The organism is Salinibacter sp. (genome assembly GCF_036626415.1).
Taxonomy (GTDB): domain Bacteria; phylum Bacteroidota; class Rhodothermia; order Rhodothermales; family Salinibacteraceae; genus Salinibacter.
This window is the reverse complement of the sequence record NZ_JAZKRW010000096.1, coordinates 1-12,121: the sequence shown is the minus strand read 5'-3', so window position 1 is coordinate 12,121 and position 12,121 is coordinate 1. Positions and strand designations below refer to the sequence as shown.

At 64.6% G+C, this 12,121-nt stretch carries 10 protein-coding genes; 6 read left to right on the top strand and 4 right to left on the bottom strand.

Features of this window, described 5'->3' with window-relative positions; all coding sequences use genetic code 11:
- Nucleotides 1-1,745, bottom strand: a 1,745-nt coding sequence (locus V5A20_RS10525; protein WP_332327294.1) for a cation:proton antiporter, incomplete at its 3' end; no start/stop codon positions are given.
- Nucleotides 1,746-2,102: 357 nt separating this feature from the next.
- On the opposite strand from V5A20_RS10525, the gene V5A20_RS10520 reads away from it, so the two are divergent.
- Both V5A20_RS10520 and V5A20_RS10515 read left to right on the top strand, forming a co-directional pair.
- On the top strand, nt 2,103-3,557 hold the full coding sequence (locus tag V5A20_RS10520; RefSeq protein ID WP_332316194.1) for a Glu/Leu/Phe/Val family dehydrogenase: 1,455 nt from the start codon (nt 2,103-2,105) through the stop codon (nt 3,555-3,557).
- Nucleotides 3,558-3,678: 121 nt separating this feature from the next.
- Nucleotides 3,679-4,182 (top strand): hypothetical protein, encoded by a 504-nt coding sequence (locus V5A20_RS10515; protein WP_332316195.1) that lies wholly within the window; start codon nt 3,679-3,681, stop codon nt 4,180-4,182.
- 9 nt (nt 4,183-4,191) lie between these two features.
- Here V5A20_RS10515 and V5A20_RS10510 read toward each other — a convergent pair whose 3' ends face one another.
- Nucleotides 4,192-5,349, bottom strand: coding sequence for an LOG family protein (locus V5A20_RS10510; protein WP_332316196.1), 1,158 nt, complete (start codon nt 5,347-5,349; stop codon nt 4,192-4,194).
- 212 nt (nt 5,350-5,561) lie between these two features.
- Between V5A20_RS10510 and V5A20_RS10505 the strand changes: the two genes are divergently transcribed.
- The 4 genes from V5A20_RS10505 (at nt 5,562) to V5A20_RS10490 (ending at nt 9,340) form a co-directional block, all read left to right on the top strand.
- Nucleotides 5,562-7,697 (top strand): glycoside hydrolase family 97 protein, encoded by a 2,136-nt coding sequence (locus V5A20_RS10505; RefSeq protein ID WP_332327293.1) that lies wholly within the window; start codon nt 5,562-5,564, stop codon nt 7,695-7,697.
- 30 nt (nt 7,698-7,727) lie between these two features.
- Nucleotides 7,728-8,327, top strand: coding sequence for a hypothetical protein (locus tag V5A20_RS10500; RefSeq protein ID WP_332327292.1), 600 nt, complete (start codon nt 7,728-7,730; stop codon nt 8,325-8,327).
- A 240-nt stretch (nt 8,328-8,567) separates the two neighbouring features.
- A complete protein-coding gene (locus tag V5A20_RS10495; protein WP_332327291.1) occupies nt 8,568-8,948 on the top strand; it encodes a YegP family protein in 381 nt (126 codons plus the stop codon).
- Nucleotides 8,949-8,962: 14 nt separating this feature from the next.
- Nucleotides 8,963-9,340 carry a type II toxin-antitoxin system VapC family toxin gene (locus V5A20_RS10490; protein WP_332327290.1) on the top strand — a complete coding sequence of 126 codons (378 nt, stop codon included), beginning with the start codon at nt 8,963-8,965 and terminating at the stop codon, nt 9,338-9,340.
- A 304-nt stretch (nt 9,341-9,644) separates the two neighbouring features.
- Here the strand turns inward: V5A20_RS10490 and V5A20_RS10485 are convergent, their stop codons facing one another.
- The gene (locus V5A20_RS10485) at nt 9,645-11,180 is read right to left on the bottom strand and encodes an ATPase domain-containing protein (protein ID WP_332316201.1); all 1,536 of its coding nucleotides are present in this window, start codon (nt 11,178-11,180) and stop codon (nt 9,645-9,647) included.
- A gap of 295 nt (nt 11,181-11,475) precedes the next feature.
- Nucleotides 11,476-11,919: a hypothetical protein gene (locus V5A20_RS10480; protein ID WP_332316202.1), complete on the bottom strand. Its 444-nt coding sequence runs from the start codon at nt 11,917-11,919 to the stop codon at nt 11,476-11,478.
- Nucleotides 11,920-12,121: the final 202 nt, after the last annotated feature.

The window sequence follows — 12,121 nt, the reverse complement described above, 5'->3', positions numbered from 1 at the left end:
AAGAGCGGAATGACGGTCGTGTCCTCGTACGCGGCCGACAGGTCGTCGTAGGTGTAGTACTCCTGGGTCTCGTCCCCGTCTTCGTCGGCCAGTGACAGGACCTCGATGGTGTCGCCCCGGTCCAGGTGGGCCCTGAGCGACTGGTAGCTGGTGTTTTCGCCGAACAGGGGGCGGCCACGGAGGTGGCCGGGCATCACGCCCTCGCCGCCGTGCCGGCTGTCGGGCTGGGCCGCGAGCTGGTAGATGTCGGTCGAGTCGAACACTTCCGAGAAGTGGAGGGCCGTGAGGGAGGCCACCTCGTCGTTCGGGATCGTGATGAGCAGGTGCCCGATGCCGCTGAGGGTAATCTCGTCCAGGATGTTTTCCGAGAGGGCGTTGCCCTGGTGGGCGGGCAGGCCCGCCTCGCGGGCGGCGCGGACGTGGTCGGGGTTGTTGTCGAGAAGCAGGACGGAGTGGCCAAGCTCCTGGACGTGCCGAGCCACCGTGCGGACCCAGGGCGCCGCCCCCACGAAGAGGAGCCCGTTCGGGTTCGGCTCGGCGAGGTCGAGCCACCGGGCCAGGGGCGAGAGCGTGAGGCCGTAGATGGCCACCGTTCCCACGATTACCGCAAAGATGATGGGGACCATGCCGTCGATGGCTTCCGGGTAGAAGGGGCGCAGCTGGTACGCGAACAGGGAGGCCACGGCGGCGGCCACGATCCCGCGCGGGGCGAGCCACGACAGGAACGCCTTCTCCTCCCACTCCAGGTTCGACCCGAACGAGGACGCGAAGACGGCGAGGGGCCGCACGATCACGACCAGAAGACCCAGGAAGGCAAGCACCCGCAGGTCGATGTACTCCAGGGCGCTCAGCTCCAGCCGCGCGCTGAGGAGGACGAAGAGCGACCCGATGAGCAGCACCTGGAGGTTCTCCTTAAACTCGATGATGCGCTGGACGGATACGTAGGGCTGGTTGGCCAGGGCGATGCCCATGAGGGTGGTGGCCAGCAGGCCGGACTCGTGCTGGAGCACGTTGGCGACCACGAACGCCACGACCACCACCATCAGCGTCACGGCGTTGCGGAGGAAGTCGGGCACCATGCGCCGCCGCAGGATCACCACGAGCAGAATGGTGGCCACCACGCTGATGCCCAGGGCCACGAAGATTTCGAGCCCGATGCCGATGGCCACGTGCTCGGCGGCGGCCGAGGTGCCGGCCCCCGTCCGTTGCGGGTCGTTGAGCAGAATCAGGGTCTCGAGCACCAGCACGGCCAGGATGGCGCCTACGGGATCGATCGTGATGCCCTCCCACTTGGCAATCGTGTTGACCCGCCCCTTGGGCCGGACGTGGCGCAGGAGCGGGACGACGACGGTTGGCCCCGTCACCGTGAGGATGGCCCCGATGAGGATGGCCAGGCCGATCTCGAACTCGAGAATGTAGTGTGCGGCGGCCGCGCCGAGGCCCCACGTAATGAGGACCCCAATCGTGATGAGGTTTAGGACCGTACTGCCCACCTCGCGCAGTTCGGACAGCCGGAGGCTCAGCCCGCCCTCGAACAGGATGATGCCGATCGACAGGGACACGAACGCAAACAGCCAGTCGCCCCGGAGGGACTGGGGGTCGAGCACGCCCAGCACCGGGCCGGCGAGGAAGCCCACCAGGAGCAGCAGCAGGATGGAGGGCAACCGAAACCGCCACGCGGCCCACTGGGCCCCAATGCCCAGCACGACGACGACGGTAATACTGAGGAGGATGGATTCAGGCACGGCCTGGAGAACGTCGGCGAGAAAAACGCGAGTCCGGAGCGCCCGGAAACGAGAGTCTAACGAATCTTTCTGATCGGTCGCAACCGCGCGCCCTGATCGTCAGGGGGCGGCGAACCGGAAGCGACGGTCGTACACGAACGAATCGAGACGAGCATACACGTTACGGACGAGCCGCGGGCGTGTCCCATCCCGCAGGTTGGAGGGGCACCACGAGGCGAAAGGCACAGAGCCTCCGAAGAAATTTCGCAGCGAACGGACGTGGAAGCGCTTGCAGTTCGGGGCGGTTCTCATTTGTATGCACGTATCGTTGTATGCACGTATCGCGCTTCTTCTCACAGGCCGTCTCTTCTGTCCCCCATGTCCACTTCAACGCCGCAGCCGAACGCCGAAGCCGAATCGTCCGACGGCTTCTTTGGCGAGGTCAACCAGATGTTCGACGAAGCCGCGGCCCTGACGGATTACCCCCGCGGTGTGCTCCACCAGATTCGGGCTTGCGACAACATCATCCGGTTCGAGTTTCCCATCGAGCGGGACGACGGCTCCATTCAGGTCATCCGGGGCTACCGCGGGGAGCACAGCCATCACATGCAGCCCACGAAGGGCGGCATCCGCTACGCCCCTAGCGTGAACGTGGACGAAGTGATGGCCCTGTCGGCACTGATGAGCTACAAATGCGCCATCGTGGACGTCCCGTTCGGCGGAGCGAAGGGGGGGGTGTGCATCGACGCCCGCAACTACTCGACGACGGAGTTGAAGCGCATCACGCGCCGGTACACCTTCGAGCTTGAGCGAAAGAACTTCATCGGGCCGGGGACGGACGTGCCGGCGCCCGACTATGGCACCGGGTCGCAGGAGATGGCATGGATCATGGACACGTACAACCAGATCGGCGACGAGGACCTCAATGCCCTGGCGTGCGTGACCGGGAAGCCGGTGGGCCAGGGCGGCGTGCGAGGGCGCACAGAGGCCACCGGGCGCGGTGTCTACTACGGGATCCGAGAAGCGTGTGGGTACTCAGAGGACATGAAGCGCCTCGGTCTGGAGCCGGGCCTGGAAGGGAAAACCGTCGTCGTCCAGGGCCTCGGCAACGTCGGCTACCACGCCGCCCGGTTTCTGGAGGAGGGGGGGGCTGACATCGTCGGCATTGCTGAGATCGAGGGCGCCATCTACGATCCGGACGGCCTTGACGTAGACGACGTGGTGGCCCACCGGGACGAGACCGGATCGCTCCTCGGCTTCCCCGGCGCCGACAACACCGAGACCTCTGCGGCGGCGCTCGAACTGCCCTGTGACGTCCTCATCCCGGCGGCGCTGGAGGGCGTGATTACCGCCGACAACGCCCCGGACATTCAGGCGAGCATCATTGCGGAGGCGGCCAACGGGCCCGTCACTACGGAGGCCGACGGCATTCTTCAAGACAAGAATGCCATGATCATTCCGGACGTCTACCTCAATGCGGGGGGCGTCACGGTGTCATACTTCGAATGGCTTCGGAACCTCTCCCACGTGCGGCACGGGCGCATGAGCCGCCGCTTCGAAGAGCGCAATGCCGAGCGCATTCTCCGGGCCGTCGACGAGCTGACCGCGGAGGACTTCAACGAGGACCTCATGGAGATGCTCATCGAGCAGGTCGGCTTCGGGGCGGGCGAGCGAGACCTCGTGCATTCCGGGCTCGAGGACACCATGAGCCACGCCTACGACGAGATCCGGGCCATCCGTGAGAAGAAAGACGTCGACATGCGGACGGCGGCCTTCGTGAGTGCCATCGATAAGATCGCGGCCTCCTACGAGCAGATGGGCATCTTTCCATAATGCGCTTCCTCAGCCCTCTGAAAAAGATTTGGTTAATGTTTGGTTGACATATAATTGCAGTCGTGTTACATTATCGGCAGCGCTTCCGCAATGATTTTGCGAATTCACGGAGGTCGTCGCCATGTACACGGTCCAGCGTCTTGTCGGTCTCGTCTTCGTTGTCCTCTTCGTGGGCTCGACGGGCGCCCAGGCCCAGCTTCCGTCCAACAACCTGGAAGGGACGTGGCGCATGGTGTCGCAGGAGCTGGTCTATCCGGACTCGGTGGTCGACCAGAGCGGCAGCTGGGGGGCCAACTTTAAAATTCTGAACTCAACGCATTTCGCCTGGGGGCGAGAGACGAACGATGGCGAATCGGTGCTCGCGGGGGGCGGGCGCTACGAGTACGATCCGGAGCGGGGCGTCTACGTCGAGCACATCCAGTACCACTCGGATCCCTCCATGAACGGAATGACGCTTCGGTTCGAGGCCCGGGTGGAGGGTGACACGTGGATCCACATTGGAGAGGTGGGCGATTACAAGCTCCGCGAGGTGTGGGAGCGGGTGGACCCGAAACGGGTTCAGGCCGAGCTCCGGAACGACACGATGCCGGGAGAGGGGCCGTCCGCCGGCTCGGGCGACCCGTAGGCCGGACGGCTACGCGGCGCGAGTGGGGGCGTGTGCCTCGATGCGCGAGACCGCCGCGTCTACGTCGTCGGTGAGCGTAAGCTGGTCCTCATAGGGCGTGCCGTCGGCCAGGGTCTCTACGAGCGGGTACACTGGCTTCGTCTCAGTCCAGTACGTGCGGTCGAGAAACACCATGGGACTGGCCGGGCCGAAGGTCTCGTAGTGGTTTTGGGCCGCGTCCATGAACACCTCCTGGATGGTGCCGGCGCTGCCGGGGGCGTAGACAACCCCGTACGTGGCGATGGCGAGCAGGCCGTCCTCCCGGATGCTGTTGGCGAAGTACTTGGCCACGTGGGTCGAAAAGAGATTGGAGGGCTCGTGGCCGTAGAACCAGGTGGGCACGGCGAGGCTCTCTGCGCGGTCGGGGTAGTGCTCGCGGACGTCGTAGGCGCGGTCCACGTAGGTGGCGTCCTCGTAGTGGGGAGCGGAGGCGAGGTGAGACACAGCGTCGTCGAGCGCCTCCGGCTCGTAGGGAGCCAGGGCGGCGCCCAGGTTGGCAGCTTCCATGGCGCCGGGGCCGCCGCCCGTGGCCACGAAGAACCCCGCCTGTGTCAGCCGCCAGGCCAGTCGGGCCACCTGGCGGTACAGGGCGTCGTCGCGGCGGAGCTGATGGCCGCCCATGATGCCGACCACCCGCCGCTCGGCCCCCTCGTCGGGGGACAGCAGGTCGCGCAGGGCGTTGTCGATGGCGTGGTCGTGGATGCGGAAGGCGAGGGCGTCCATCACCGGCGCGTCGCGCCCGTCGCGCTTCCGGGCCTTGAAGTAGCGGTAGATGCGGGCGTCGATGGTCTCGTCGCGCGTCTCCGGGCGTCCCCGCTCGTACCCCTCCATCAGTTCGGCGGGTGTGTAGAGGGACGACCGGTACGGGCGGAAGGGCACCCCCACGAAGCCGGGGAAAATCGTGCCCCCGGTTTCGCGGACATGTTCCTCGGCGGCCTCGGAGAGCTCGCAGCCCAGGAAGCAGGCGTCTTCGGCCGGTACGGAGGTCAGGGCCGCGTCGATGTCCGGCGCCGTGAGGTCGATCCCCTGCACGGCGGTATTTCGAAGGGACTCTTCCTCTGCAATGTGCCGTCGCAGGGCCTCGGCCGATTCGATCTCGACGAGGTCGTGGGGACAGCAGTCGTACATGGGAGACGTCTCGAATTAGAAAGGAGTCAAGCGGAAACTGCGTCGTCGGAGAATGCGGGGCGTTACGACGGCGTGCGGACGGCCGGCAGGCCCAGACGGTCGGGCCCTTGGGGTTTCACGGCGCACGCCGTATCCTGTGTGGCAACTCCATCCGGGCCGAACGCGTCCGCAATGTCCCACCGCAGCTCCCATTCGTCTTGTCCCTGCCCCTCATGATGTTTCGTCGCTCGGTCCTGCTTGTTCTGAGTGCCGCCGCTGTCCTTGCCTTCGCTGCCTGCACCGCCACCACCGACCCGATGACTGCGACCTCTCCCGACGGCACCCTCACCATTGGCGTTGAGCTGCAGGACGGACGGCCCCACTACCACGTAGAGGCTGACGGCGATTCTCTCGTCGCGGCCTCGCCCCTCGGCTTCGAACTGGAAGAGGCCCCGCCCCTGCGCGACGGCTTTGAGGTTACAGAGACCACCCAGCGCACCCTCGACACCACGTGGACGCCCGCGTGGGGCACCCAGGACACGGTGCGCAACCACTTCGTCGAGCGCACGATCCGGCTGCGAGAGACGGAGGGTCCAGAACGCCGGCTCGACCTCGTCCTGCGGGCCTACGACGACGGCGTGGCCTTCCGCTATCGGTGGCCCGAGCAGAACGGCCTTGACTCGCTCCGCATCGCATCGGAGGACACGCAGTTTGACCTCACGACGGACCACACCGCCTGGTGGATCCCGGACGACTACGACAACTACGAATGGGTCTATCGCGAGACCCCGCTGAGTGCGATCCGCGACAGTGCGGCCGCGATCAGTTACAACTCGTACCTCGAAGAGGTGGACGATGGGCGGCCCGAGACGACCTCGAAAGACGACCGGCCCGGCACCGTGAACCCGCCCCTCACGCTGCGCAGTCCGGACGCGGACCGATATCTCGCCCTCCACGAGGCGGCCCTCACCGACTATTCAAGCATGACGCTCCGGGCCGACCCGGAGACACCGACCACCCTGCATACGAGCCTCGTGCCCTGGCCCGACGGCGTGAAGGTGAAGGCGAGCGTGCCGCACCAGACGCCCTGGCGCGTGCTTCAGGTGGCCGACCGGCCCGGCGGGCTGATCGAGTCGCACCTCCTGCAGAACCTCAACGAGCCCTCGAAAATCGAGGACCCGTCCTGGATTGAGCCGATGACGTACGTCGGCATCTGGTGGGGCATGCACATCGACAAATATTCGTGGGGCCGCAACGGCGTCCACGGCGCCACCACCGAGCGGACGAAGCGCTACATGGACTTTGCCGCCGAGCACGACATCGACGGGGTGCTCGTGGAAGGATGGAATACGGGGTGGGAGACCTGGCTTGGGGGCGATGAGTTCAACTTCACCGAGTCGTACCCTGACTTCGACCTCCAGGAGGTCGTGGAGTACGGCGAGGAAAAGGGCGTCGCGCTCATCGGGCACCACGAGACCGGCGGCGACGTGCCCGCCTACGAAAGCCAGATGGACGCCGCGTTCGACCTGTACGACGAGGCCGGCGTGCCGGCGATCAAGACCGGCTACGCGGGGCCGATCCGTCCGGAGGGCGTGCACCACCATGGCCAGCAGATGGTGAACCACTACCGCCGTGTCGTGAAGATGGCCGCCGAGCACGAAATCGTGCTCAACGTGCACGAGCCGGTCATGGCCACCGGCATTGAGCGCACCTGGCCCAACATGATGACGCGGGAGGGCGTGCGCGGCATGGAGTACAATGCCTGGGACGAGCCCAGTCCCCCGTCGCACGACGTCACCCTCCCGTTCACGCGCATGTTGGCGGGGCCGCTCGACTACACGCCCGGCATTTTTAACCTCACGCCCGAGGAGACGATGCCGGACCACCGGGTGCTGACCACGCTCTCGAAGCAGCTCGCCAACATGGTCGTCCTCTACAGCCCGGTCCAGATGGCCGCCGACCTCGTCGAGAATTACGAGGGGGAGGCCGCCGTCGAGTTTATCGAGCGCGTGCCGGCCGACTGGTCGGAGAGCTACGTCCTCCAGGCCCGTATCGGCGCGTCCATCACCATCGCGCGCCGGGCGCGGGACAGCGATGCGTGGTACGTGGGCACCACCACGAACGAGGAGGCGCGCACCCTGGACGTGCCGCTCGACTTTCTCGACGACGGGCAGACCTACGTGGCCCACATCTTCGAGGACACGCCGGAGGCCGACTACCAAGACAATCCCCACGCCTACCGCATCCGCCTCGGCCTCGTGACGGCACGCGACACAATCGAGGCGGCGCTGGCGCGGAGTGGAGGGCAGGCGGTCATTCTTGAGCCCGCGACGGCGGCCGAGCGGGAAGAGTACGACATACTTGAATAAGACGTACAGGTCCCTGTCCTCCAATCAGTTATGGTCATCCCAATTCTCACCCTAATTTTGGGAATAATCGGTGGTGCCGCTGTAAACCGATACCTCCAGCGCCGTAGGCGGAGGAGACGGGCACTGGAAGAGATAGAGACGGTCCTGTTCGAAATTCAGAGGTACTGCTGGAAGTTGAACGGCGAAATTACAGTGACGAGCCCGGAGACCTACCCATACGGAGTGACGGAAATGACGACGGAGGAGGCCCAAGGTATCATGAGAAGACTCAGTACGGCAACCGAAAACTTGGAGAGGCGCGCCTTCGAAGCCACAAGGATCCTTCGGAAATATCCTTCGCTACCCCACAGAAGAGAGATACTGGATGCACTCTACGGTGAGGACTTTCCAACGATAGAGGAGAGAGCTTGGCGTATCGCGGAGATACGGGGTAGGCTGCACGACGAAATTAAGGGATACGCATTCGATACAGGAGGAGAGTTCCTGGAGCAGGTGGAAGAATATCGATCGGGACATGTCTCGGCGGCGGAGGTGCACAACCATGGCGAATCCCCCTCTCCTATCCTCACAGAGTCGGGCTTAAGGAGTTACATCACCGCCGCAAGAGATGGACTACACGAAATAATGTAGAGACAGGAGGGCACCAGCTGACAGCGGTTCGTCGGATCGCCCCGCCCTTCGCTGAGGGAACTCAATTTCCTCGCGGTGTTGGTGCGAATTATTGCGCAGGAGGAACGGGAATGGATAATGAATGCTTTAACGCACCTCCGGAAAGAGGCTGTAGAGCCAAGATGCTGAGAGGCATCCTCTCAGCATCCGTCCCAGGGCCTCCCGCAGCTTCGAGTCAACCCTACAAGCTCCCCGATTCTCGTGAGCAACTCCTCGTCGCGCCTCGGCGCCCTGTCCGGGCAGTGGGACATCCCCGATCCCGATACGCTGAAGGCGCGTCTTCAGCCCGAGCCCGAGGTGGAGCAACGCTTCTATGACAGCAGTCTCCTCGCCTCGGAACAGGAATCGTCGGGAGACAGGCCGGTCCCCGAGAACGGGGGTTCTGAGGAGCGGTGGACGGCAACGGCGGCGTTCGAGATCTACCGGGACGAGAGCGGGGGCTTCCGGTGGCGGCTCCAGACCGAAGAGGGGGGCGTTCTCGCCAATTCCGGCAGCACCTACCCGAGTCGCGCCGCCTGCCGTCGGGCCATCGACCGGGTGCGTGATCTTAGTCCCGAGGCCCATGTCAAGGAGCGTCCCTAGCAGCCTCTCCTGGTATGAAACTCCTCCTTGACACCTACACGCTCATCTACGCGCTGGCTCGCCCCGACGATTTGAAGGAGCCGGCGCAAACTGAACTCGCGGATCCTGAGAATGAGGTCTTCTTTACCCCGGCCAATGTGTGGGAAATCGAGATCAAGGTGAGCATCGGAAAGCTCGAGCGTCCAGCGACAGACGTGGTCCGGGCCGCCCAATCCTCGTTCACCGAGCTTCTCATCTCCTCCGCCCACGCCGCTACGGCAGGCCAACTTCCGATGCATCACCGGGACCCGTTCGACCGAGTGATCATCGCGCAGGGCCAGGAGGAAGGGTGCACCGTCGTCACGCCGGACGACAAGTTCCCGCTGTACGACGTGGATGTGATGGACGGCTGATGGGGGAATCCCCTACCGCATCCGCCGCGGCCTCGTGACGACGCGCGACACGATTGAGGCGGCGCTGGCGCGGAGCGGGGGGCAGGCGGTCATTCTTGAGCCCGCGACGGAGGAGGATCGGAGGACGCACGAAAGACTCAAGTAAAGGGCAATTCCCACATGCGCCGTCGGTCGTGCACGGAGCCTTTCGGTGAGACAAAAGGCCCTGGGCGGCGTGGACGATGCCCAAAGAGCGCCCCACAGGCCGCAGCCCTCGACGAGCCCAGGACCGTTCGTCAGGGGACGGGCCGACGTTCACTCCGCCTCATTCCGACACATGAAGGCTCGTGCCGGCCCCTTGCCCGTCGCCGGACACACCACGCGGCCTCTCGGTCCATTCAGGCGTTCCACTTAAAATGCCCCGGAGCTGACTAAGTGGCTCTCCGACCCGGATGCCGTAGGCGCCGATCTCGAACTCGCGGAGCGTCTTCTCGAACTCGCCCGCCCGCTTTTTCAGCATGCCGATGGCCTTCCGGAGCTCGCCCTCCATCTCCAGGTAGCGGAGGAACAGCAGATTATCTGCGAGATGGCTGATGCCCCACTCCGTCGCCTCGAAGGTCCCCGTAATCGCTCGGGTCTCATTGATCAGGAGGACCGTGACGTCGTTCTCCACGAGGTACCGGCACAGCCGATGCAGCTGTTGCCGGATCTGTTCCGGAGGGCCGCATTCCCGGTATCCGTCGAGGGCGTCGAGCATAACAATTTCCGTCTCCGCCGTTGCCAACTGGCGGACGCGGTGCGCAAACGTCCCGGGCTCAAACGACCACGGGCGGAACTGATGCACGGAAAGGGTTCCGCGGTCGATCATCTCCTGAATCGGAATGTTGACCTGGCGGGAGCGGCGGAGCAACACCGCCTCCTCTTCCTCGAAACTAAGCAACGCGCCGGGTTGTCCCCGTCCGGCGGCTTCCTTCAGAACCTGAAGGCCGAGGGTTGTTTTCCCGACCCCGCTCGGCCCGCTGATCATCGTGACTGTGTTGTTCTCGATGCCTCCGCTGAGCAGTTCGTCGAGCGCCGGAACGCCCGTGGAGAAGATGGATCCGACCTCGGACGTCCCCTGATCGGTCGGCTCAAGCCGGGGATGGACGCTCATGCCCGTCTCGTCGATCACGAGCGCGTGTGTCCCGTCCCGGAAGCCCCGGCCCCTCTGCTTCTGCACCTGAAGGGTGCGGCCGGAAGGCCCGCGCTCCAACTCGATGATCCCGTCACTGAGGTAGTTGAGGTTCTCTTCTGCGGGGGCCCGCTGCTCTGAAAGCAGAAGAACCGTCGCGTCTTTCTCCTTCAGGTACCGGAGGAACGACAGCGTCTGCATGCGCTCCTCCCCCGTGTCGGCAATAAACTGCCGAAAGTGCGACATCGAGTCCACAACGATTCGGGTGGGATCGAGCGCCTCGACCGTCGAGGTCACCTTCTCGGCAATGGGGCCGAGACTGAGATTGGAACTGCCGTAGAAGGAGTCCGGATTGCCCTGGTCAAAAAACGTCTCCGAGGTCGGGCTCAGATCGAGAATCTCTGCCGTGCTGGGGCCGAACCCAAACTGCTCGGCGTCGGCGCGAAGCTGATCGGCCGGTTCGTCGAACGTAATGAGGAGGGAGGGGCCGCTGTCGGTGTCCGCAAGGCCCGGCGCCGCCAGGAAGTGCCATCCCAAGATGGTCTTGCCGGTGCCGGGGCGCCCGCGCACCTGGTAGGCCCGGCCCGGCAGCAGGCCCCCCTTCAAAATTGTATCGAGGCCCGCAAGGCCAGAGGGAAGGACGGAGGTCGAAACAGAGGGAGGAGCGCTAGCGAGGGCTGAAGGAGGCATAACGGGCGGCAGTTTGATCGGGAACGGTGGGGGGCTCCGTCGCCTGACGGACGGACCGTCGGGCAAAGGAAGCGGTCGGGGTAGATGTCTCAGTGCGGGGCCCTTCTACGCCACGGCATCCGTTGAGCTGCATCGAGCAGAAGACGCTTCGTGAAACAGGGATTCCTCGGGATAACGAACAAGCACTGTTCCGTGAGGCGTTTCGCCTCGTGTTCGGGAGCCTCGGCCCGGATCAGAATCGAGGCTCTACAGGTCGGCCGTCCTTCTACGCCCTGCAGACGCCCGCCATCTGCGGCTACAGATCTGTCGTCCGGTCAATCGCGTTGCTGTAGTGTTCTTTCCACCCTTCGAGACTTTCTTCGGAAAGGTTTTCGACCTCGCCGGCAATGTCTTCGATGGAGGTGCGGATGCCGTTTAGTTCCTGTTCCACGAGCCCCTGGTCGGTCTCTTCGGGCAGGTACATGTTGATGGCCGCGAGCTTGTTTTTGAGTACGTCGGAGAGCATCTGTTGAATCTCACGGATCGACTGCCGACGCGCCTGGCGCTGGCGCCGCCGCACGGTCCAGAAGATGAACCCGTGCACGACGCCGACCCCCACGGCGATCAGGGCGATCAGCCGCCAGAGCACGATGCCGTTGCCCCCAACGAGGGCGGGAATGCCGAAAATCAAGACGAGGCCCAAGCCGCTCAGCCACAACTCGATGTGATTGACGAACGAGGAGGGAAGTCGGTCCAGCATAGACGGCACCGCAGGCGGCCGAAAGACGAATGCACGGAAGGGAACCGCTTCCTCGCAAATTTTCGGCCATCCTCTGGCAGGCCGACGCAGGAGGGGCGTCTCGGTGGAGAAGCGGGGAGAACGGCCTCGGGAAGGCCAATTGGAGGACGGTGGGGCCCAGCAGTGTCCCCGAAGGGGCCTCCGGGGCGGAAAATTGTGCCTA